Source organism: Acinetobacter lactucae, from assembly GCF_001605885.1.
Taxonomy (GTDB): Bacteria; Pseudomonadota; Gammaproteobacteria; order Pseudomonadales; family Moraxellaceae; genus Acinetobacter; species Acinetobacter lactucae.
Genome location: NZ_LRPE01000009.1, coordinates 61,165 through 83,674, shown reverse-complemented (window position 1 = coordinate 83,674; position 22,510 = coordinate 61,165). Strand labels below are relative to the sequence as shown.

At 36.0% G+C, this 22,510-nt stretch carries 19 protein-coding genes; 14 read left to right on the top strand and 5 right to left on the bottom strand.

The window, feature by feature from the left end; all coding sequences use genetic code 11:
* Positions 1 to 181 precede the first annotated feature (181 nt).
* The 5 genes from AWW73_RS04110 (at position 182) to AWW73_RS04090 (ending at position 6,786) form a co-directional block, all read left to right on the top strand.
* Positions 182 to 1,531 (top strand): OmpP1/FadL family transporter, encoded by a 1,350-nt coding sequence (locus AWW73_RS04110; RefSeq protein WP_081409482.1) that lies wholly within the window; start codon positions 182 to 184, stop codon positions 1,529 to 1,531.
* Positions 1,532 to 1,704: 173 nt separating this feature from the next.
* Positions 1,705 to 2,475, top strand: coding sequence for an IclR family transcriptional regulator (locus AWW73_RS04105; protein ID WP_062848825.1), 771 nt, complete (start codon positions 1,705 to 1,707; stop codon positions 2,473 to 2,475).
* A 428-nt stretch (positions 2,476 to 2,903) separates the two neighbouring features.
* Positions 2,904 to 4,019, top strand: a complete 1,116-nt coding sequence (locus tag AWW73_RS04100; protein ID WP_062848824.1) for an NAD(P)-dependent alcohol dehydrogenase — start codon at positions 2,904 to 2,906, stop codon at positions 4,017 to 4,019.
* A gap of 152 nt (positions 4,020 to 4,171) precedes the next feature.
* Entirely contained in the window at positions 4,172 to 5,593 is a 1,422-nt protein-coding gene (locus tag AWW73_RS04095; RefSeq protein WP_062848823.1) for an aldehyde dehydrogenase family protein, read from the top strand.
* Positions 5,594 to 5,913: 320 nt separating this feature from the next.
* Positions 5,914 to 6,786 (top strand): phytanoyl-CoA dioxygenase family protein, encoded by an 873-nt coding sequence (locus AWW73_RS04090; protein WP_016145417.1) that lies wholly within the window; start codon positions 5,914 to 5,916, stop codon positions 6,784 to 6,786.
* Between the two features lie 190 nt (positions 6,787 to 6,976).
* Here the strand turns inward: AWW73_RS04090 and AWW73_RS04085 are convergent, their stop codons facing one another.
* From AWW73_RS04085 to AWW73_RS04075, 3 genes are all read right to left on the bottom strand, one after another.
* Positions 6,977 to 7,828 (bottom strand): acyl-CoA thioesterase, encoded by an 852-nt coding sequence (locus AWW73_RS04085; protein WP_062848822.1) that lies wholly within the window; start codon positions 7,826 to 7,828, stop codon positions 6,977 to 6,979.
* Between the two features lie 72 nt (positions 7,829 to 7,900).
* Positions 7,901 to 9,517 carry an AMP-binding protein gene (locus AWW73_RS04080; protein ID WP_062848821.1) on the bottom strand — a complete coding sequence of 539 codons (1,617 nt, stop codon included), beginning with the start codon at positions 9,515 to 9,517 and terminating at the stop codon, positions 7,901 to 7,903.
* 104 nt (positions 9,518 to 9,621) lie between these two features.
* On the bottom strand, positions 9,622 to 10,575 hold the full coding sequence (locus tag AWW73_RS04075; protein WP_016145414.1) for a LysR family transcriptional regulator: 954 nt from the start codon (positions 10,573 to 10,575) through the stop codon (positions 9,622 to 9,624).
* A gap of 81 nt (positions 10,576 to 10,656) precedes the next feature.
* Here AWW73_RS04075 and AWW73_RS04070 point away from each other — a divergent pair, with 81 nt between their 5' ends.
* The 9 genes from AWW73_RS04070 to AWW73_RS04030 all read left to right on the top strand — a co-directional run bounded on the left by AWW73_RS04070 (position 10,657) and on the right by AWW73_RS04030 (position 20,053).
* Positions 10,657 to 11,919: an acyl-CoA dehydrogenase family protein gene (locus tag AWW73_RS04070; RefSeq protein WP_062848820.1), complete on the top strand. Its 1,263-nt coding sequence runs from the start codon at positions 10,657 to 10,659 to the stop codon at positions 11,917 to 11,919.
* Complete coding sequence (locus AWW73_RS04065) at positions 11,919 to 12,980, top strand: phosphotransferase family protein (RefSeq protein WP_062848819.1); 1,062 nt, start codon at positions 11,919 to 11,921, stop codon at positions 12,978 to 12,980. The genes AWW73_RS04070 and AWW73_RS04065 overlap by 1 nt, the downstream gene beginning before the upstream one ends.
* Before the next feature lie 15 nt (positions 12,981 to 12,995).
* On the top strand, positions 12,996 to 13,688 hold the full coding sequence (locus tag AWW73_RS04060; RefSeq protein ID WP_062848818.1) for a histidine phosphatase family protein: 693 nt from the start codon (positions 12,996 to 12,998) through the stop codon (positions 13,686 to 13,688).
* Between the two features lie 90 nt (positions 13,689 to 13,778).
* On the top strand, positions 13,779 to 14,543 hold the full coding sequence (locus AWW73_RS04055; RefSeq protein ID WP_062848817.1) for an SDR family oxidoreductase: 765 nt from the start codon (positions 13,779 to 13,781) through the stop codon (positions 14,541 to 14,543).
* A 12-nt stretch (positions 14,544 to 14,555) separates the two neighbouring features.
* On the top strand, positions 14,556 to 15,311 hold the full coding sequence (locus AWW73_RS04050; protein WP_062848816.1) for an SDR family NAD(P)-dependent oxidoreductase: 756 nt from the start codon (positions 14,556 to 14,558) through the stop codon (positions 15,309 to 15,311).
* A 44-nt stretch (positions 15,312 to 15,355) separates the two neighbouring features.
* A complete protein-coding gene (locus tag AWW73_RS04045) occupies positions 15,356 to 16,267 on the top strand; it encodes an SDR family NAD(P)-dependent oxidoreductase (protein WP_062848815.1) in 912 nt (303 codons plus the stop codon).
* 2 nt (positions 16,268 to 16,269) lie between these two features.
* Positions 16,270 to 16,746: a MaoC family dehydratase gene (locus AWW73_RS04040; RefSeq protein ID WP_016145407.1), complete on the top strand. Its 477-nt coding sequence runs from the start codon at positions 16,270 to 16,272 to the stop codon at positions 16,744 to 16,746.
* A gap of 12 nt (positions 16,747 to 16,758) precedes the next feature.
* Complete coding sequence (locus AWW73_RS04035) at positions 16,759 to 18,582, top strand: acyl-CoA dehydrogenase family protein (protein WP_016145406.1); 1,824 nt, start codon at positions 16,759 to 16,761, stop codon at positions 18,580 to 18,582.
* 286 nt (positions 18,583 to 18,868) lie between these two features.
* The gene (locus AWW73_RS04030; protein ID WP_062848814.1) at positions 18,869 to 20,053 is read left to right on the top strand and encodes an acetyl-CoA C-acyltransferase; all 1,185 of its coding nucleotides are present in this window, start codon (positions 18,869 to 18,871) and stop codon (positions 20,051 to 20,053) included.
* A 133-nt stretch (positions 20,054 to 20,186) separates the two neighbouring features.
* On the opposite strand, the gene AWW73_RS04025 is transcribed toward AWW73_RS04030, so the two are convergent.
* Both AWW73_RS04025 and AWW73_RS04020 read right to left on the bottom strand, forming a co-directional pair.
* Positions 20,187 to 20,906, bottom strand: coding sequence for a TorF family putative porin (locus AWW73_RS04025; protein WP_062848813.1), 720 nt, complete (start codon positions 20,904 to 20,906; stop codon positions 20,187 to 20,189).
* A gap of 104 nt (positions 20,907 to 21,010) precedes the next feature.
* A complete protein-coding gene (locus AWW73_RS04020) occupies positions 21,011 to 22,393 on the bottom strand; it encodes an MFS transporter (RefSeq protein ID WP_062848812.1) in 1,383 nt (460 codons plus the stop codon).
* Positions 22,394 to 22,510: the final 117 nt, after the last annotated feature.

Sequence of the window (22,510 nt, the reverse complement as noted above, 5' to 3'; positions counted from 1 at the left end):
TTAAAAATATAGTTAAACCGGGCTATAATTTTTCATAATATTGACACAATGTCATTGACACTGTGTTGTTAATTTTGTAGTGTATAATTTGTTCATTTTTATTATTAAAATTAATTGAAATGGATAGGTAAGTTATTAATTAACTTATGGTTTATAAAGAATTATAACTCAAGGATTAATGATGGAAAAATCTGTAAGCAAAGGGTGTGCTGAGTTAGGATCACACTTAGGAATAGTTAAAAATACGATTGTAAATAACCGAATGAAATATTTCTTAGGCAGAAAATTTCAGTTGAAATCTGGCTCCATTATATTTAGTACAATCGGTGTCTTTTTTAGTGGTTATAGCCATGCTTCAGCACTTGAACAGTCGGGCCAATCGATATTGCCTTTTTTGGAAGCCGGTAATTATGCAGAAGCAAATGCTTTCGCTATTGATCCTTCTGTTTCTGGTGTAGTCCATGATCGTCCAGATCTTGTTCGACCTAATCAAAGTCGTAATACAGGAGATATTGGGCAAGATAATCAATTCTATACAGCTGCATTAAAGTTGCAACTCACAGACCGATTCAGTTTTGGGTTACTCTATGATCAGCCTTTTGCTGCAAAAACAGAATATCCAGTTCTCCCTAATAATAGTTATTCTGATGAAGCCAGTCGTGAAGGTACATCCGTAAATGTAAAAAGCCAAAATCTAAGTTTTATTTTGGGTTATTCACCTATTAAAAACTTTCAAGTTTATGGTGGACCTGTTTATCAAAGTGTCGAAGGTGATGTGTCTTTCAGAGGAATGGCCTATACAGAAGCTTTTAATGGATACAATGCTAAATTTAAGGAACAGGGCGAGCTAGGTTGGCTAGTGGGGGGAAGTTATCAAATTCCGGAAATTGCGCTTAAAGCAGCTGTAACTTACCGTTCAAAAATTAAATATGATTTTCAAGTTGATGAAAATATCTTTGGTGAGCCATTACAATATACTGCACCTGCAAAGACAAAAGTCGAAACACCTCAATCAGTAAATATAGATTTTCAAACAGGTATTGCTGAAAAGACGCTTGCCTATATGAACCTTAGATGGGTGAATTGGAAAAAATTTAATATTCGTCCAGCGCAATACGATGCCCTCACAGCACTCTATATGGATACATTAACAGGAGGTGCCTATAAACAAGGCATTGATTTGGATTCTTACCAAAAAGACCAATATAGTGTAACGCTTGGGTTGGGACAGCAGTTAACAGACCGTTGGAGTATTGCATCTGATATTGGTTGGGATTCTGGATCTGGTCATCCTGCTTCAACACTTGGACCAGTGAACGGTTTTTGGTCTTTTGGGCTTGGCGCTCAATTTAATCCAGCGCCTAATTATTTTATTGCTGCTGGCGTAAAATATTTCTGGCTAGGGGATACTAAAGCTGAAGGTGGTGGTTACTTCTTACCAATCGAAGGTATTAAAGAATTTTCAGAGCAGGCTGAGTTTAAAAATAATCACGCAATTGCATATGCAATAAAATTTGGATATCGCTTTTAGATTCTCTAGGGTGACTGTTTTTTGACATTTTTGAACTGTAAGGCAGACAAAATTATCTTTCTGCCTTAGTTTATTTTAATTTAAATTTTTAAAAAATATTTGTTAAATCAATGGAGTGAAGTTTTTGAGGTTCTAATGAAATATATCTCATTAATATTACAAGGGATAAAGTAATGGGAAGTGAAACTGCAATATTAACGAATAAAATTGCTCATATTTTATTAAGCTTAAGTAGTTCCAAAAAAGGTATGCGTTTAAAAGATTTAGTGCTTGAAACGGGTATTGCACATGCTTCTACACATCGTATATTGAATGATTTGATTAAAATTGGGTTTGTTCAGCAGCTAGATAATAAAATATATCAACTTGGTCCAGAAATATTTACTTTAGGACTAAGTGCACCTGTACCAATATCAGACTTAAATACCTTAGAGGAATTTGCGCAAGAGTTGGCAGATGACTGTGGCGATTTGGTTTGTATTGGATTAAAGCAATTTAATGGAGTACGCTATGTCGCTGTTTGTCAAGGTGAAAATCCTATTTTTCCTTATAGCATACATAAAGGTGATTTGAAGCCCTTTACGGCGACTTATTCAGGTATTGCACTTTTAGCTTATTTAAAAGAAGAAGAGCAAAGATACTGGATTCAAAAACCGAAATTAGATGCTCCTATAGAATGGGTTTCAGAGAACCACTTACATTTAAAGAAATCTATACCTGATTTTATAAATAAAATGAAAAAGGATAATTATATATATGCTCAAAATTTAGTCTATCCAAACATTAGTGGGATTACGACTATTATTCCATCCCAAAATGGAGGAGTGCCATATATGACGCTTTCTATTTCAGCTAGTACCGAGCGACTTCAACCAGAGTATGCAAAGAAGTTAATACCCAAAATAATGAGTACAGCAAGTAAGATGTCGAGTTTAATTTATTGATTTTATATAAATAATTAGCTATTTGTTTTTTAATAAATATCAAAATTATAATAATTTATCGTTATATATAGGCTAATTTTTTCAATGTATATAATAAATAAAAATAGTATGTAAAATAATTTTAAATATATTAATTTTGCTTAAAAATCTATTTGAATTAAGTGTTTTTTATTTAAATTTTATGTTTTTTATGAGAATGTGATATTTTATTTTTAAATTTAATTACTTAACAAAAGATGCTGAGTTAATTTTATATCTGGTTGTGTTTTTTATTTTAAAATGATCCATAGAGTGGACTTTAAATAAATTTCAATTGCAGCTATTAATGTTAGAGTTCTTGTGATGACCTATTTATTTTATTATATTTTTAAATAATATTTATATCCTGGGTTATCTATAATAATCAAAATCTTAAATGGAGTTATAAGATGAAAATTAGAGCAGCTGTTGTTAAATCAGTTAATGAGCCATATGAAATAGAAACTCTTGAACTCGCTGAGCCATTAGATGATGAGGTACAAGTCAAAATTGTTGCCTCAGGGATTTGTCATTCTGATGATGCTGTTCGATTAGGCCATGCTGCCTATGAATTTCCAGGCGTATTAGGACATGAAGGTGCTGGTATTGTAGAGAAAGTAGGCAAAAATATTAAAAATTTTAAAGTCGGTGATCACGTTGTTTTAGCTTATGCATACTGTAAACAGTGTAATCACTGCATGCATGGATTGCCTGCAGCATGTACAGATTGGATGACTTTAAATTGGGGTAAACATCGTGATGATGGTTCAGCTCCATTTAAAAAAGAAGATGGTACAGAGGTGAATAATTTCTTCTTCCAATCATCTTTTGCGACTCATACAAATGTTAAAGAAACTAACTTAATTGCAGTTCCTAAAGAAGCAGATCTTCGCCTCCTTGGTCCTTTAGGATGCGGTTTGTTAACAGGTTCAGGCACCGTTCTTAATGGCTTGAAGCCAACAACTGGTTCTTCAATTGCGATTTTTGGTACTGGTGCGGTAGGTTTAGCAGCAATGATGACTGCTAAAATTATGGGTTGCTCAACAATTATTGCGGTTGATATCCATGATTCGCGACTGAGTCTAGCTGAAGAGTTAGGGGCGACTCATGTAATTAATAGCAAGTCTGTAGATGCCGTAGAAAAAATTAAAGAAATTACCAAAGGGGTCGGTGTTAATTATTCAATCGATACCACAGGAATATCTGAAGTTATGAAAGCGTCTATTGATGCATTAGCAATTAAAGGGGTAGCTGCTCCAGTTGCTGTGACAAACAAGGACCTTACCGTGAATACACTAGCAGATCTTGTTGTATATAGTCGAAAGATTATTGGTGTCGTTATGGGCGAAGGTATTCCACAAATTAGTATTCCCCAATTATTAGAATTTCATGCTCAAGGAAAATTTCCTTATGAAAAACTAATAAAATTCTATGATTTTGATGATATTAATACGGCATCTTCTGATTCACTAAATGGAACAACGATTAAACCTGTTTTAATTGTTGATCGGAATTATGCTGCATAGTTTAAATGAATGTTAAGTAAAATGGATTGTAGTTCTTAATATGAAACTATTTATAACTAGAATTATATCTTAGTTAAAAATTTATATTCATAAACCATATATTAAATCTAATAATTTTTAAGGAAAGAATAACCCTTAAAATAGGAGAAATTATGCGTAAATATACAGGATTTTACATTGATGGTAACTGGTTGGATGCACAAGGTGCATCTAACATTGAAGTAATTAACCCATCTACTGGTGAAGTTGCTGGTATTATTTCTGATGGTACTGAAGAACAAGTTAATAATGCCGTAGAAGCTGCAAAACGTGCCTTTGTCAGTTTTTCACAAACTTCAGTCAATGAGCGGCTTGAACTTCTAAAAGCAATTACGAATGAATATAAACAACGTGAAGCTGAAATAGCGGCTGCAATTAGTGAAGAAATGGGTGCTCCCGATTGGCTTGCTAGTCAATATCAGGCAGCGATGGGATTAGCCCATTTAAATACTACGATTGAAGCACTGTCAAAGTTTCCGTTTGAAGAGCAAAAAGGCACTACGCGAATATTAAGAGAACCTATAGGGGTGTGTGGATTTATTACTCCATGGAATTGGCCTATCAATCAAGTGGTTGTAAAAGTTTTGCCAGCTCTAGCTACAGGCTGCACTATGGTATTGAAGCCAGCTGCTCAAACCCCATTTTCAGCATGGCTTCTAACAGAGATTTTTGATAAAGCTGGTGTACCTGCAGGCGTCTTTAATCTAGTAAACGGGCATGGTGGTAAAGTTGGGTCAGCTTTATCACGTCATCCAGATATAGACATGATTAGCTTTACAGGATCTACGGGTGCAGGGATTTCTGTGGCTGTAGATGCTGCTCCTACAGTGAAACGTGTTCATCAAGAATTAGGCGGAAAATCTGCAAATATTATATTAGATGACGCTGATATCGCTCAGGCTGTAGATAATGGGGTCAAAGCAATTATGATGAATACAGGCCAGACCTGTACTGCTCCTACCAGAATGCTTATTCATGAATCAAAATATGAAGCAGCTGTGGAACAGGCTCGTAAAACTGCAGAAAGTATTACGGTGGGTGCTCCATCTAGTAATTCTTATATGGGGCCACTTTCATCTAAAAAACAATTTGATACTGTTCAAAAATATATTCAAATTGGTATTGATGAAGGCGCAGAAATTATTGCCGGTGGTCTAGGTTCACCTGAAGGGTTAGAAAAAGGTTTTTTTGCTAAACCGACTATTTTTGCGAATGTAACGAATTCTATGAGAGTTGCTCGGGAAGAGATTTTTGGGCCAGTACTTGTCATGATACCTTATTCTAATGAGGAGGAGGCAATCGCAATTGCCAATGACTCTCCCTTTGGTTTAGCAGGTTATGTGCAAAGTAGTTCCATAGAACGTGCTCGAAAAGTGGCATCGAAAATTCGGGCAGGACAGATTTATTTAAATTATGCCCCGTTAGATTTTGCTGCTCCATTTGGAGGCTATAAACAATCTGGAAATGGTCGAGAATGGGGAGAACAAGCACTGTATGAATTTGTTGAAATAAAGTCAGTAGTTGGCTTCGGATAATTAAATAAAAAACAGGGCTTTAAAAGCCCTGTTTTTTATTTAATGAAAGTATTTTTTAGCTTGGGAGGTTAATTTTTTAATTATCAATCATAGTAAAAAATCATATTAGATCTGATCCAATTCTGACAAGTAGGGCTATCTTTTTATTATTTTTATGCATGATTTACTATTAAATTTATTCATTTTATTCATTATGTATTTATATGTACGCTAGGTAAATGCTAAACGGAGTTATGAGAATAGATTTTGAGCTTAGTGTTCGTAAACTATTTTTATTAGAGTTTATTTGTAGTAAGAACTTTATTGATAGGAAAAAATAAATGACTACGGAACTAAAAAGGGTAGATAAAAATACAGATTTACAGACAATTTTTGACATTCTACGAAAAGATGGCGCAGTTGTTTATGAAGGATTTGCAAGCCCTGAACAAGTTAAACAAATGAACTTAGATTTTGATCAGCCAATTATTGATACTGGTCCAGGTTCGAAAAGAGGTGATGGATACGAGAGTATTAAAGAATTTCACGGATATCAAACCACGCGTATTAATAATTTAGTCACTCATAGTAAGCTTTTTAGGGAAGAAATATTAGATCATGATTTGATACATGACCTTGGTGAATACTATTTCAGAGAGGAGAGCGGTGATTGGTGGCTATTAGCAACACAACTCATTCAAATTGGTCCCGGTAATACTGCTCAAAGATTACATAGAGATTTAGAGAATTTTCCACCGTTTATTAAAATGGGAAAAAGTGGGCCATGTGTAGCGGCAAATTGTATGCTAGCTTTAACAGACTTTACTGAAGAGAATGGAGCAACACGTATAATTCCTGGAAGTCATGAATGGGATAATTTTGTGATGTCACCAGAAGATCGTCAAAAACATGAAGACACTATTCCAGCCCTAATGAAGGCGGGAGATATGCTAATTTGGGATGGTAAAGTTATTCATTCTGGTGGGGAAAATAAGACAAAAGATGAGTACAGACGGGGTATAGCTATACCATTAACTCCAGCTTATTTTACTCCGGAAGAATCATATGCGTTTTCTATAGATCTAGAAATTGTAAAAACTCTTCCTTCACGTGTTCAAAAAATGATTGGATTTAGATCTGTATTTCCTTCTACAGGCAGTGGGCTTTGGCAACATAATTATGACAAACTAGAAAAATTTTTAGGTTTGGACTAACCCTTATCTTTCTAAAAAATAGTATTTAATTTTTTGATAGTTTTTAACTTACATTTAGCCTCTATTCAAATATGAATAGAGGTCATATTTTATTAAATACCCCTTTATATTTTATTTATATGAGTTTTAATTTAATTAGTTTATTTTTTAGCATCAGTTTTTGATTCTTTAAAATAAAAATATGATTTTTTTAAATTTTCCGTATCAAGCATTCCTGAACGGTACTGCAGACGAGTTTATTGTTCTGCCATACTTTACCGTTATTTAAGCTTCTTGCCTGTGAACTAATGTTTGTACTTAAATCATAAAGAGACCATTCATCAACTCTAAAGTCATGATGAAAAAAAATAATATGATCTAAACTTATAGCTTTGATCTTATCATCAAAGTAACTAATTCCATGATTTAAAATAGAAATAGAAAGTAGGTTGTAATCGGAATAATAGGCCATAATAGCTTGATGTAAAATAACAGAGTCTATTTTTAAGGTTAATTTGTCATAAGTTCGAAAATATTCAGCATAAGAAGACTTACTTTCTGCTTTAAAACCTAAAAATTGAGTTGGTTTAATTTCTAATTGAAAAGGGCGCATAAATATTGATTTATGATTGTCTGGCACTTGTTCAATCACTTGTAACTTATGGTGCTGCTCTGGCTGTAAGGAATCTGGGGAAGGGTAAACTGGAGGAGAAATCTGGAACTCGGGGCCTTGTTCAAAATATGCAAAAGAGATGAGTGCAATAAAAATTAACTGTCCATTTTGTAAAGCTTTTACTTCTCTGCGGCTAAAACTTGAACCATCTTGGAGGTTAGATACTTGATAAAGAATTGGGATATCAGTTCTGCCAGCTTGTATGAAATATGCATGTAATGAATGGGCCGGGCGATCTGTTGTTTTTGCTGCAGCGACTAAGGATTGAGCTAAAAGTTGTCCACCAAATAAATGTGAACCGAAGACCTGTGTACAATTTCCTTGAAATATTAAAGAATCGATTTCTCTTAGCTCAAGTAAATAAAGGAGATCCTGAGTAAGGATGTTCATTATTTATGTCCCTTAATAAATAAAAAGAGACAGATTTATTTAAATATGTCTCAATAAATGATTAACCTAATCTTATCTCAATTCTTTACGTAAAATTTTACCTACATTTGATTTAGGTAGTTCACTTAAAAACTCAATATATTTAGGTTGCTTGTACGCTGTTAATTTATCTGAAACAAATGCGAAAATATCATTTTCAGTCAAATCATTTTCTTTTTTTACAATGAATAGCTTGGGGACTTCTCCACTTTTTTCATCGATGACGCCAATCGCTGCTGCTTCTAGTACCTTAGGATGTCTACTAACAACTTCTTCTATTTCATTAGGATAAACATTAAAGCCAGATACTAAAATCATATCTTTTTTGCGATCCACAATTTTTGTGAAACCATCTGAGTCCATTACCCCTATATCCCCAGTACGGAAAAAACCGTTTTGTGTCATCACATTCGCCGTTTCTTCCGGACGGTTCCAGTATCCTTTCATTACTTGGGGACCTTTAATCGCAATTTCTCCCTCTTGGTTCAATGGAACCTCATGTCCATTATCGTCCAGAATAGCAACCTCAGTGGAAGGTAAAGGTATACCTATTTTTCCATTAAATCCTTTAAGAGTCGGTGGGTTAATCGTGACAACCGGTGAAGTTTCAGATAAACCGTAACCTTCTAGTAGAGGTTTATTTGTTAGTTCATACCAAGCTTTTGCAGTTGATGGCAAGGTGGCCATTCCACCGCTAGTCGATAATTTTAAATGACTAAAATCTACTAATTTAATATTTTCATGGTTGATTAAAGCGTTGGTTAAAGTGTTTACAGAAGGAAATAATACAGGAGGATATTTAACCATTTCCTCTATCAGACTTGCAGTATCTCTTGGATTTAAAATTAATACACAAGCGAAACCTGCATACTGAGAAATCATGGAAAGTTGAAAAGCGAAAATATGATAAAGCGGTAACGCACAAATCATATTTTGATGATCTTGACTGCCTGTGAGTAAAACTGGGCCATAAACTGCATCATTTTGTAATAAGTTAGCAACCAGATTGCGATGTGTTAATTCGGCTCCTTTAGACACACCAGTTGTACCACCTGTGTATTGTAAAACAGCGGTATCATCCAAATTTAATTTTGGTTTAGTATAACAACATGACGGATATCTTAATCCTCTATTAAAAGAATTAAATTTGTCATGAGTATGGTCTGTGAATGGATGAGTTAAAGAATCTTCTAGATTTACTATAAATAAATGTTTTACAAATGTATTTGAGGCGATCTGCTGAAAAATACCTTTTAAATTTTCTAATAAAATAATAGCCTCAGCACCCGAGTCTTTAAGTTGATGCTCAAGTTCTCTTGGAGTGTACAGTGGGTTTACATTTACTAGAATTAGTCCTGCCCGCAAAATACCCATAACTGAGATCGGGTATTGTAAAACGTTCGGTAGCATCACTGCGATACGTGTACCTTTTTTTAGTCCTAGAGACTGGAAATAGGCCGCGAACCGTAAAGATAAATTATCTACTTGTTGATAGCTTAATTTTTCATTTCTAAAAATATAAGCCGTTTTGTCTGAGAATTTTTGAACATTTCTTTCAAAAATCTCAATCATTGAAGTGTTTACTGGTGGCAATGTAATTTCGTTAGGAATGCCTAATTCATCATATGTCTTTTGCCATTTTTTATTCACTGTTTAATTCCTATCTTCCTTGTATTGCAAAAAGAGTAAGGTTTTTTATTCAATGAATAAAATGAATTAAACAAATATTAAATCATGCATAAAACTAATTTTATTTAGTCACTTTTAAACTGGTTTTGGAGAGTATTCATAATCTCTATTAATTGTGCTTTACACCACACGATTTCTTGTTCTTTTGATTTTTCTTCATCCCAATAAAGGTTCATTTCATACCCTTCAATTTTTGCTGGAATAGAATAAATATTTACATCTGGATAATTTTTTTTATGATACAACGCTTGCGTGTGAGAAATCGTAAGTAAGTACTCTGTTTGAGCCAACATACTAATAGCGGTCTGATACTGTTGGCAACGAAGTTTAATTTCTCTCTTAAATCCATGTTTTGATAAAATAAAATCCTCAAATACTCTACCTGTTGGTCGAGCGGATACCGTAATATGTTTTGCATTTAAATAGCTTTCTATGCTTATACCCGATTGTAAAATTGGATGTTCTTTATGACACATAATGACTAATTTATCTTTCAAACAGGTTTGCTGAGCAATTCCTTCTTCAACTAAATGATTAACATCTATCGAAAAATCGATTCTTCCCGACACTAACTCTTGACGTAAATTTTTTCTATCAATACGCACGCTATTTATAATTAAATCTTTATTGAATTTTGAAAAATGTTGAGTAATTAAAGGAAGTAGTATCGGTTCAAATTCATCAATCATTGCAATTGTTAATTTTTTTAAGTCTCTTTCTGGTTGAAAATCTAAAGTGCTTTTTATTGCTTCGTTCATTAAAGATAGTGATTGTTCAATATTGGGCCATATGCGTTTAGCTAATATAGACGGCATTACGCCGTGTCCATCTCTAATAAATAATGGATCATTAAAATGTTCGCGAAGACGTGCAAGCGCATGACTTACCGCAGGTTGGCTTAAGAACAATTGTTCACTAGCACGTGTTAAGTTTTTTTCTTTATAAATCGTGGCAAAAACTCGAAATAAATTGAGATCAATTCTCGCAAGCGATGCTACCTTTTTATTATCTTCGTGCATGATTTACTATTAAATTAATTCATTTTATTCATTATACGATTTTATGTACGCTTGGCAAATACTAAAACAGAGTTATAGATAATGGATTTTGAACTTAGCGCTAAAGGTAAGGCGTATTTAGAAAAAACTAAACAATTCATGGATACAGAGATTATTCCAATAGAAGAAAAATTTTGGAAAGAAGTACACCAAACTTGTGATCCAGAAGATTGGACTACGTGGAAATGGCCAGCAGCTTTAGAAATTCTAAAAGCTAAAGCAAAATCAGCTGGATTGTGGAATATGTTTCTGCCTGATGAAAAGCTTGGAGCCGGATTAAGTATTCAAGAGTATGCTCATATTGCTGAATATACTGGCCGTAGTTTTTTAGCACCTATGGTCTTTAATTGTAATGCGCCTGATACAGGAAATATGGAGCTTTTGTGGAAGTACGGCAGTGAAGCACAAAAGAATCAATGGTTAATGCCATTATTAAATGGTGAAATTCGTTCCGTATTTTGTATGACTGAACCTGATGTAGCTTCAAGTGATGCAACCAATATGCAAGCCACAGCAATAGTCGATGGAAATGAAATTATTTTAAATGGCCGTAAATGGTGGTCATCAGGGTTAGGAGATCCTAATACAAAACTCTTAATTTTTATGGCACATACACCTGATTCATCAAAAGTCCATCATGAGCAACATTCTATGGTTCTTGTTCCTGTTAACACACCAGGAGTAAAAATTGAAAGAATGTTACCAATTTTTGGCGATATTGATGCGCCGCATGGTCATGGAGAAGTTTGTTTTAATAACGTGCGTGTCCCTATTGAAAACTTTATTGGTGGCCCAGGTGAAGGTTTTGCAATCGCCCAAGGCAGACTAGGTCCAGGACGAATTCATCATTGTATGCGATGTGTGGGTGCTGCAGAGCGTGCATTAGAGTTAATGATTGACAGGGGAATGACTCGCATTGCTTTTGGTCAACCCATCATAGAATTAGGGGGAAATAAAGAAAAAATCGCAGATGCTCGAATTGCTATCGAACAAGCACGTCTAATGACACTTTATGCAGCTTGGAAAATGGATACGGTTGGGAATACTGCTGCAATGACAGAGATTTCGGCGATTAAGGTAATTGCACCAAATATGATGCAACAAGTTATAGATATGGCCATTCAAATGCACGGAGCGATGGGAGTTTCAAATGACACACCTTTAGCACGTTTTATGGGAATTGCTCGCTCATTAAGACTCGCCGATGGTCCTGATGAAGTCCATAAGAGAGTAATTACAAGAATTGAGCTCAAAAAGCGAGGTTACGGACATAATTACCAGCCATTAAAAGGAAAGATTGCTTAATGAGTACTATAGATGTAGGTGGAGCTGTTCGCAGAGGTGAAGAGTTAGATATTGAGAAAGTAGATCAGTGGTTGAAGAAACAAGACATTATTTTAAAAGGTATACCACAAATTACTCAGTATTCAGGTGGGGCATCTAATTGGACATATCGAATACAGTATGAAAATCGAGATCTGATTTTACGGCGTCCACCTGCAGGAACCAAAGCTAAGTCTGCCCATGATATGCAACGTGAATATAACGTTCAAAAAGCACTTAAGCCACTCTATCCATTGGTACCAGATATGGTGGCACTTTGCACTGATGCAAATATTATTGGTTGCGATTTTTATGTTATGGATCGAATTGAGGGCGTAATTACAAGAGCAAATCTTCCAGAAAATTTAGACTTAACACCTGAACAAATGCATCAACTATGTATTAATGCAATAGATGCTCTAATCGCACTTCATAATGTGCCTTATAAAGGCTCTGATTTAGAAACAATCGGTAAAGGTGATGGATATTGTCGTAGACAAGTAGAGGGTTGGATACGACGTTTTGAACAAGCAAAAACACCAGGTGTTGCTAGTTTTAAGGGTATACAAGCTTGGTTGTTAGAGCATATACCAGATGATGTGAAAACCTGTGTTATTCATAATGACTGGCGTCTTGATAACGTGATTCTAGATCCTAAAACGCCTACAACACTCATTGGTGTATTAGATTGGGAAATGGCAACTTTGGGTGACCCCTTAATGGATTTAGGTTGTGCGCTAGCTTATTGGATACAAGATGATGACAGCGTTTTATTAAGAACTTTGAGGCGACAGCCTACCCATTTGTTTGGAATGCTCACTCGTCAGGAAGTGGTTAAATATTATTTACAAAAGACCGGGTTACACACGGATAACTGGAATTTTTACGAAGTTTTTGGTTTATTTCGTTTAGCCGTAATTTGCCAGCAAATTTATTATCGTTATTACCATAAAGAAACACAAAACACTGATTTTAAAGAGTTTGGTCGTTTTGTTGAAGCTCTATTTGTTCGTTGTATGCAATTGACTTGGCAATCGAAATAAAAGAAGGAGATTATCGTGGCTTTAATTACCTTTGTTAGGCATGGGCAAGCTTCATGGGGCACAGATAATTATGATCAACTATCAATAAAAGGAACTGAACAGGCTAGGGTTCTGGGTAAAGTCTTTGATGATCAGGCTAAATCATTCGATATTGCATGGCGTGGAGAAATGGTTAGGCACTATGAAACCGCACAACATTGTTTAAGCGAGATGCATTCTTCTCTGGTCGCTATACCGCATACAGGTCTAAATGAATTTGATCATGAACAAATTTTGTTGAATTTAGATAAGAAAAAATATGCGAATAAATTTGAGATTATTCAGTTTATTAAAAATTCAACTCATCCAGCAAAAACACTGGGAGACATGTTTGCTGAGGCGGTTTACCGTTGGCAGAGTGGAGAATATGACACCGATTACACTGAAACATGGAAGCAATTTCAGAATAGATGTGTAGGTGCTTTTACAGATATTGTAAATAGTTCAAAAGGGAAAAATGTCGTCGTTTTTAGTTCTGGTGGAGTGATCTCCGTGATTATTCAATCTTTACTGGGTTTAAGTGATCGCGCGACATTTAGATTGAATTGGTCACTGGTGAATTGTGGTATTACTCAAATTCTTAGCGATACTAAACGTCATAGTATTTTAAGTATGAATGAACATCAGCACTTCCGTGAACATGGTATAAATTTATTAACTTGGCACTAACTTATTGAAGTGGAAAAATAAGTTTACTAAAGCAATAAAAAAATCATTATTAGGATAGATGGAACACAAAGGAACTAGGAGTATAAAAGTATGGCCACAAATCTTTTTGATTTAACTGGAAAAATAGCTTTAGTTACAGGAGCTAGCCGTGGTATTGGTGAAGAAATTGCTAAATTATTAGCAGAACAAGGCGCTCATGTCATCGTTTCAAGCCGAAAAATTGAAGACTGTAAGGTCGTGGCAGAAGAAATTATTGCAGCCGGAGGTACTGCGGAGGCATTTGCTTGTCATGTTGGGAAAATGGAAGATATATCATCTATTTTTGAACATATTCGTAGTCAGCATGGCCGATTAGATATTCTGATAAATAATGCTGCAGCAAATCCATATTTTGGTCATGTTCTCGATACGGATTTAGCCGCTTATAACAAAACTGTTGAAGTGAATATTCGTGGTTATTTCTTCATGTCTATTGAAGCCGGTAAATTAATGAAATCACAAGGAAGTGGTGTCATTGTAAATACTGCATCTGTGAATGCTCTGCAGCCGGGAGACCAACAAGGAATATATTCTATTACCAAAGCTGCTGTAGTTAATATGACCAAAGCATTTGCAAAGGAATGTGGACCGCTGGGTATTCGAGTGAATGCTTTGCTACCTGGTCTTACCAAGACCAAATTTGCTTCGGCACTATTTGAAAATGAAGATATCTATAAAAGCTGGATGGATACAATTCCATTACGCCGTCACGCAGAGCCGCGTGAAATGGCTGGAACTGTACTTTATTTAGTGTCAGATGCTGCGAGCTATACGAATGGTGAATTTATTGTGGTTGATGGCGGTTTAACTATTTAGGGAGGAATAGCAATGTACGAACATTATTCAGGTCAAGTGGTCTTAATCACAGGTGCGGCGAGTGGATTTGGTGCATTGATGGCAGAACAACTGGCAAAGTATGGTGCAAAATTAGTGTTGGGTGACTTGAATATTGAAAGGTTAAATACTGTAGTTGAACCGCTACGCCAAGCAGGAGTGGAAGTGGTTGCGCAAGTGTGTGATGTCAGCTGTGAAGCAGATGTACAGGCTTTGGTGCAAAGTGCAGTTACTCAGTTTGGTAGAATCGATGTCGGGATCAATAATGCAGGTATGAGTCCGCCTATGAAAAGCTTTATTGATACCAATGAAGCAGATCTAGATTTGAGTTTTGCCGTCAATGCCAAAGGTGTGTTCTTTGGAATGAAGCATCAAATTCGTCAGATGTTGCAACAAGGTGGTGGCATTATTCTGAATGTTGCTTCTGTTGCAGGTTTAGGCGCGGCTCCCAAATTGGCTGCCTATGCTGCGGCAAAGCATGCTGTGGTGGGATTAACCAAAACAGCAGCGATTGAATATGCAAATAAAGGTATTCGAGTTAATGCAATTTGTCCATTTTATACAACCACCCCGATGGTGGTCGACAGTGAACTCAAAGAGAAACAAGACTTTTTAGCGCAGGCCTCGCCAATGAAGCGTCTTGGCCATCCAAGCGAAGTGGTGGCAATGATGCTGATGATGTGTGCCAAAGAAAACTCATATCTCACAGGTCAAGCCATTGCAATTGATGGCGGCGTGACAGCTTATTAAAACATTTATTAAATACATCTTATTCATTTATTTAGGAAAAAATCATGACAATTAATTTAAAAAATCGTGTAGCAATTGTGACTGGTGCAGGTGCAGGCCTTGGAAGAGAGCATGCTTTATTATTGGCACGCTTAGGCGCAAAAGTTGTTGTAAATGACCTAGGTAGTGATGTTCATGGTAATGGCGGTTCAACTACTGCTGCTCAAAAAGTAGTAGATGAAATTATTGCTGCAGGCGGTGAAGCAATTGCAAATGGCGCATCTGTAACTGATGCAGCCCAAGTAGAAGAAATGGTAAAGCAAACAATGTCCCGCTGGGGGCGTGTCGATATTTTAATTAATAATGCAGGTATCCTGCGTGATAAAACATTTACCAAGATGTCTTTAGACGATTTTCGAACTGTTATAGATGTGCATTTGATGGGAGCTGTAAATTCCACTAAGGCTGTATGGGATATTATGCGCGAGCAAAAATATGGTCGTATAGTAATGACGACTTCTTCTTCTGGCCTATATGGGAACTTTGGTCAGTCTAATTATAGTGCTGCAAAAATGGCGCTAGTGGGATTAATGCAAACGCTAGCTCTTGAGGGAGAAAAATACAATATTCGGGTTAATTGCCTTGCACCTACGGCAGCAACTCGCATGTTGGAAGGTTTATTACCTGATGAATCTCTTAAAGCACTTGCACCTGCTGCAGTAAGTCCAGCTGCCGCCGTGTTAGTGAGCGAAGATGCTCCAACAAGAATGATTTTATGTGCAGGAGCGGGAAGTTTCGAGGCTGCACATATTACATTGACTCAAGGTATTCACATTGGAAACAGCGACGAGACAGCACATAAATTGTTAGAGCGATTAAATGAAGTATCTAATCGTGCAGGTGAAATCGTCCCTACATCTGGTTTTATTCAAGGTAATTTAGAGTTGGATAAAGCGGGTTTAAAAGTAGGGGAATAAAAATGGGTGATACTCTTTCAAATAAAACTCCGATTTCAATTGCTCAACTTTTTGAACTGCAAGGCGAAGTACTTGGAATGTCTGATTGGATTACTATTGATCAAGCAACAATTAATGCGTTTGCAGATGTGACACGAGATTGGCAATACATTCATGTCGATACGGAGGCAGCAAGTAAAAGTCCATTTGGAGGCACAATTGCCCATGGGTTCCTTACCTTATCATTGTTATCTGCTATGGCTTCAGAAGCTTTGCCGCAGATTAAAGAGCTAACGAGTTCTATAAACTATGGAATGAATAATTTACGTTTTATTCATCCAGTTCATAGTGGAAAAAGAGTAAGGGGCCAATTCTTATTAAAATCACTTAAAGAGAAGTCTCTTGGCCGTTATCAAATGGTTGTTGATGTAAGTGTTGAAATTGAAAACGAAACTAAGCCTGCGCTTGTCGCAGAATGGTTATCTCTTCTCATTTTATAGTAGGTATTTTCCATGGTAGATGAACTTATTCTGTCTCGTAGCGATTTGGATTTTATATTGTTTGACTGGTTAAAAGTAGACCTATTAAACCAGAGAACACGTTTTTCTGGTCAAGATCGTTTTGACTATACTTCAGTTTTAAATGTTTATGAAAGTTTAGCAACTGATCTATTTGCCCCACACAATAAGAAAAACGATAGTAATGAACCTAGCTTTGATGGAGAAAAGGTCACGGTAAATCCAGAAGTGGGAGTAGCATTACGCGAATTTTCTGAAGCTGGATTAATGAATGCTGCACTTCCGCTAGAATGGGATGGAATGAGTCTTCCTACTACAATTGAACGGGCTGGTATGGCATATCTGCTGGGTGCAAATGCGGGTACAGCAGCTTATGCCTTTTTAACAATTGGGAATGCTAATCTTTTAATTACATATGGTGAGAAAGAAATTATCTCGCCTTATATTACTGCTATGGCGGCAGGAAAATGTTTCGGGACTATGTGTTTATCTGAGCCCCAAGCAGGCTCAAGTCTAGCTGATATTCGTACACGTGCTGTTCCTAATGGAGATGGTCGATATCGTCTATTTGGCAATAAAATGTGGATTTCGGGAGGAGATCATGAAATTTCTGAAAATATTCTACACTTAGTACTTGCTAAAATTCCTGATGAAAATGGTCAAATTCCGACAGGAGTTAAAGCTATATCATTATTCGCCGTCCCTCGGAAACTACTTAATAAAGATGGGCAACCAGATGAAAGAAATGATGTAGTTCTGGCTGGAATAAACCATAAAATGGGCTATAGAGGCACAGTTAATTGTGTTTTAAATTTTGGAGAAGGTAAGTTTACTCCTGAAGGTGAAGCTGGAGCCTTAGGACACCTCATAGGTGAACCTGGTAAAGGACTGGCTTATATGTTTCATATGATGAATGAAGCTCGTATTTCTGTGGGATTATCAGCTGCGGCATTAGGTTATACGGGTTATTTGCATGCTCTTGATTATGCAAAAACTCGTCTACAAGGGCGACCAAAAAGTGACAGAAATCTTAATTCTTCTCAAGTCCCAATTATAAAACACCCTGATGTTCGTAGAATGCTATTAGCACAGAAGTCTTATGTATCAGGAGCTTTAGCATTATGTTTGTATGCAGCAAGATTGGTCGATGAGATTAAATCCGTTGAAGATGAAAAAGAACAAAATAATATCAATGCTTTACTAGACCTATTAACACCCGTCGTAAAAAGTTGGTCTTCTGAATGGGGGCTAGTCGCAAATGACTTGGCCATTCAAGTTCATGGTGGATATGGGTATACGCGTGAATATAACGTTGAGCAGTTTTATAGAGACAACCGTCTTAACCCAATTCATGAAGGTACATTTGGTATTCAAGCTCTCGATTTATTAGACCGTAAAACACGTATAAATGATGGTTTATCTATGAGGTTGTTAAATGAACGGATTACTAAAACAGTTCACCAAGCACTTTTAATAGATAAATTACATAATCACGCTACAAAGCTAAATGATCATTGGCAAGAAATTCTTAAAGTTACTGAGCAATTACACGCCTTAGATGATTTAGAAATGCAGTTAGCAAATGCTGCAAATTATTTAGAGGCTTTTGGGCATTTAGTTGTAGGATGGTTATGGTTAGATCAAGCAATAACTATATATGAAATGATTAAGACATCATCGAGTAGCGATTTCTTAAATGGGAAATTGGCAGCTTGTGATTACTTTTTTGGCTGGGAAATGCCAAAAATATCCAGTTGGTTGGCAGTACTGGATCCAGTGGAGACAACACCACTGAATATGCCTGAGCAATGGTTTTAAGGATTTTAGATATATAAGCAATTATTTTTAGAATGAAAAGTGACTTCTAATTCAAGCCCATTCTAAATTAGGTAGTGATAGATTATTCGATAAAAATATTCTTATTTCAATTTGTAGACTAAGTAAGTAAATAAGTTTCGTTACCTAACGAGGCAATGTATTTGCTTTGCCTAAAATTTATAAAACTTCCTTATAAGCTTAGCGCCACTTTAATAAGTTGGAATATCTTTAATACCTTAATTCCATTGCAATATTTCTATTTATTTCTCTTTTACAAGGAAGATTTATGATTGATGCAGTAATTGTTTCAACAGCTCGTACACCTATTGGGAAAGCATATAGAGGTGCTTTTAATGCTACGCACTCCCCAACGATGTTAGGACATGCTATTAAACATGCCGTTGAACGCGCAGGCATTGAACCTGATCGTATTGAAGATGCTGTTATTGGTTCGGTTTTAAATGCGGGTACGGCAGGAAATAATATCGCTCGAAATGGTTTATTCGCTGCTGGATTACCAGCGGTGATTGGTGCTCAAACAATTGATCGACAATGTGCATCCGGTTTAATGGCGATTGCTACCGCAGCGAAACAAATTATGTATGACGGTATGCAAACCGTTATTGCTGGAGGTCAGGAAAATATTTCTGCTGTACAAAGCCGATATATGGAATGGGTGAAAGCTGAAATGGACCCTAATGTTTTAGCCCATCAGCCTACAGCTTATATGCCAATGTTAGAAACCGCAGAGTTTGTTTCAAAAAAATATGGCATTTCTCGAGAAGTTCAAGATCAGTATGCCTTAGAGTCACAATTGCGTACAGCTCGCGCACAAGTAGCTGGAATATTTGATAATGAAATTGTTCCAATCACAACTCAGATGATGATAACGGATAAAACTACCGGGATATCTTCATTTAAAGAATTAACGTTAAGTCAGGATGAAGGTAATCGTCCAAGTACTACGATAGAGTCATTAAATAGTTTATCTCCAGTCATTGAAGGGGGCGTAATTACTGCTGGAAATGCGAGTCAGCTATCCGATGGTGCAAGCGCTTGTGTAGTAATGAATGGAAAATTAGTAGAACAGTTGGGGATCGAACCTCTAGGTATTTATCGTGGAATGACTGTTGTTGGAAATGCGCCTGAAGAAATGGGTATTGGTCCTATTTATGCGATTCCTAAACTACTTAAACAACATGGTCTTTCAATAGATGATATTGGATTGTGGGAACTCAATGAGGCTTTTGCTTGCCAAGTACTATATTGCCGTGATCATCTAGGCATCGATCCAAATAAATACAATGTAAATGGAGGGAGTATTTCAATTGGCCATCCATATGGCATGACAGGATCAAGATTAGTGGGGCATGCTTTACTTGAAGGTAAACGACGTGGTGTGAAGTTTGTAGTGGTTTCAATGTGTATTGGTGGAGGAATGGGCGCTGCTGGATTATTTGAAGTCGTATAAAGTCAAAAATTACTGAACTACTGTTTGTATTGAAATAGAATAAGGTGCAAACAGTATTTTTATAACAAATTAAATTATTATGAATAAAAAAAGAGAACTTTTTCTATCTAAGAAAAGTTCTCTATCTATTTAATTAAAAAGTCTTTTTTATACCAAATACTACAGTGGATGAACATTTATCTCCATATGCCATGATCTGTGTACATTCTGAATTCGTTAAATCAGTATCAGCATAAGCGAGTGTGTAACTAATATCATTATATTTTTTCCCTAACTCTACCTTGCGTGTACTGTAATTATGACGGATATCACCATTCTCATTTTTTAATTGTATACCTACATCATTATAGCCATAACGCATATCAAGCCAGACGTCATTAGGGAAATTATATTTATAACCTATATAACGATATTGAGCATTTGAGTTTTTTCCCCAGTCATAAAAGTAATTAAAAAAAGCTCCATAAGCATTCGCACTGATAAACCATTCAGTTACGTTGCCGTCAGCCCAATTTGGATAGATAGTTTGCCCTAGAGAGGAGTAAACATATACTTTCTCATTAAAGGCATGAAAATAGCCTGCCGTATAAGCGATCTCATATTTTGCTGGTACAACGACTACATCATAATTGGAAATTTGTGCAGAAATATCCCACCCTGATTTATGAGCGAGAGATACCAAGCCTTGTACTACTGGTTTACCATCACTCAGATCAAAACCAGAACGGCGATATTCTGACATAGCCGTAGCAGTGAGATTTAGATTTAAATCCTTATTAATTTCAACTGCTTGAACCAGTGGTGAAGTTGCTGTAAAGCTTAAAAAAACAATTATAAGTTTTTTATTTAACATGATTTTTTCCTTAAATATCATGAAATTAAGTTGAGTTTTCCTAGCTTGCGATTAATAATCGCAAGATTTTTTAAACTATGTGTTTGATTGATAATATTATTTGCTTATTCTTTACTGTTGACTATTTCAAGAGAGCGGTTAGTGGTAAGGGGGCCATATAACATCACTGGAACGGCGAATAGAATATACAATGCTGCGGCAGTGAACATTACTCCTTGTATCCCACCATTGGTAAATAACCAAGCACCAAGAACTCCAGAGACTGCACCTCCAAAGCGACCAATGGAGATAATAATTCCACTTCCTAATGCTCGTAATTTTGTAGGCAATGATTCAGGAATATAAGTGTAATAGCCACTTACAATGATGCCCGTGACTATGCAGGCAATACCGCCAGCAACGATTAATTCCCACATTATATTTGATATTCCTAATATAATAAGAGGGATAGTCGTTAATGCTGACATGGCTAAAATTAATGACTTACGTTCAAAGCGATCAAGTATAAACATAGTTATAAATGGAGTTACGCAGTAGATCACGTTCCATATAAAGAAAATATAATAAGCTTTTTCTTCGGAATAGTTTAAACCATAGACGAAAGAGTAGACCGCCCAGTTGCCAAATAAGTAGTATGCTAATGTTGAGCCGAAGTAACCAATACCCATTACAATAATAGTAAGAACAACGGTTTTATTTGTGAAAAGATCGGAAAGTTTTGCCTCTTTATAATGTTCTACAGATGAAATATTTGGCGTTTCTAATATTTTATTTTTTAAAATCGCTTGTCTCTCAAATTGGCTAATAAGGGTTTCTGCTTGTTGATATTTTTTTCTGGCAATGTACCAACGCACAGATTCAGGGATATAAAAACGCATAAAAGGAGCAATGAAAAATCCAATACTGCCTACATAAAAAAGATGACGCCAAGCATTATCACCACTATTGGGTAAATAGAACAGTGCTAAAGCGGATGCGGCTACAGCTGAAAATGCAAAACCGATTGTGACCACCGACATAAAGCGACCACGAGTATTACTAGGAAACATTTCAGACACATATACGAGCAAAACTGAAGTTGCTGCCTGTACGCCAATTCCTGTGATTGTTCTCGAAAACAGCATTATTTCATAGCTGGGTGAAAGGGCTGTCAAAAGTGAGCCGAATGAGTAGAGAAGAGTAGCCCAGACCATGATGGAACGCCGTCCAAATTTATCAGATAACCTTCCACCAACTAAGGCTCCAATAATCATACCAACGAAAAACATACTTCCTATAAGACCAATTTGTTCTGTACTATAATTCGTATGCGCCTTAATCGTTGGAGAAGCATATGCAAAAATTGCATTATCGTAATATTCCAGCATTAAATTTATTGCTAGCAATAATGCCCAAAAGTAATGCATCCTCATAACCGGTAAACGATCTAAGCGAGCAAGAAGTTGGGCACCACTACTATTATCATTTATTGGGCCTGAATTACTCATATTAAAAACTCCATTTACTATTATTTAATTTAGTCCATTGTTTTATATAAAATTAAGCATAAATACCTGTTCTTACTCTATTAAGGAGGTTTATTTAGGCTTATTTGTATGAAAGTG

Excerpts from the sequence above, each read along its gene's own strand:
- AWW73_RS04110 (WP_081409482.1), top strand. The coding sequence starts at position 182 with ATGGAAAAATCTGTAAGCAAAGGGTGTGCTGAGTTAGGATCACACTTA.
- AWW73_RS04105 (WP_062848825.1), top strand. The coding sequence starts at position 1,705 with ATGGGAAGTGAAACTGCAATATTAACGAATAAAATTGCTCATATTTTA.
- AWW73_RS04100 (WP_062848824.1), top strand. The coding sequence starts at position 2,904 with ATGAAAATTAGAGCAGCTGTTGTTAAATCAGTTAATGAGCCATATGAA.
- AWW73_RS04095 (WP_062848823.1), top strand. The coding sequence starts at position 4,172 with ATGCGTAAATATACAGGATTTTACATTGATGGTAACTGGTTGGATGCA.
- AWW73_RS04090 (WP_016145417.1), top strand. The coding sequence starts at position 5,914 with ATGACTACGGAACTAAAAAGGGTAGATAAAAATACAGATTTACAGACA.
- AWW73_RS04085 (WP_062848822.1), bottom strand. The coding sequence starts at position 7,828 with ATGAACATCCTTACTCAGGATCTCCTTTATTTACTTGAGCTAAGAGAA.
- AWW73_RS04075 (WP_016145414.1), bottom strand. The coding sequence starts at position 10,575 with ATGCACGAAGATAATAAAAAGGTAGCATCGCTTGCGAGAATTGATCTC.
- AWW73_RS04070 (WP_062848820.1), top strand. The coding sequence starts at position 10,657 with ATGGATTTTGAACTTAGCGCTAAAGGTAAGGCGTATTTAGAAAAAACT.
- AWW73_RS04065 (WP_062848819.1), top strand. The coding sequence starts at position 11,919 with ATGAGTACTATAGATGTAGGTGGAGCTGTTCGCAGAGGTGAAGAGTTA.
- AWW73_RS04055 (WP_062848817.1), top strand. The coding sequence starts at position 13,779 with ATGGCCACAAATCTTTTTGATTTAACTGGAAAAATAGCTTTAGTTACA.
- AWW73_RS04050 (WP_062848816.1), top strand. The coding sequence starts at position 14,556 with ATGTACGAACATTATTCAGGTCAAGTGGTCTTAATCACAGGTGCGGCG.
- AWW73_RS04045 (WP_062848815.1), top strand. The coding sequence starts at position 15,356 with ATGACAATTAATTTAAAAAATCGTGTAGCAATTGTGACTGGTGCAGGT.
- AWW73_RS04040 (WP_016145407.1), top strand. The coding sequence starts at position 16,270 with ATGGGTGATACTCTTTCAAATAAAACTCCGATTTCAATTGCTCAACTT.
- AWW73_RS04035 (WP_016145406.1), top strand. The coding sequence starts at position 16,759 with ATGGTAGATGAACTTATTCTGTCTCGTAGCGATTTGGATTTTATATTG.
- AWW73_RS04030 (WP_062848814.1), top strand. The coding sequence starts at position 18,869 with ATGATTGATGCAGTAATTGTTTCAACAGCTCGTACACCTATTGGGAAA.
- AWW73_RS04025 (WP_062848813.1), bottom strand. The coding sequence starts at position 20,906 with ATGTTAAATAAAAAACTTATAATTGTTTTTTTAAGCTTTACAGCAACT.
- AWW73_RS04020 (WP_062848812.1), bottom strand. The coding sequence starts at position 22,393 with ATGAGTAATTCAGGCCCAATAAATGATAATAGTAGTGGTGCCCAACTT.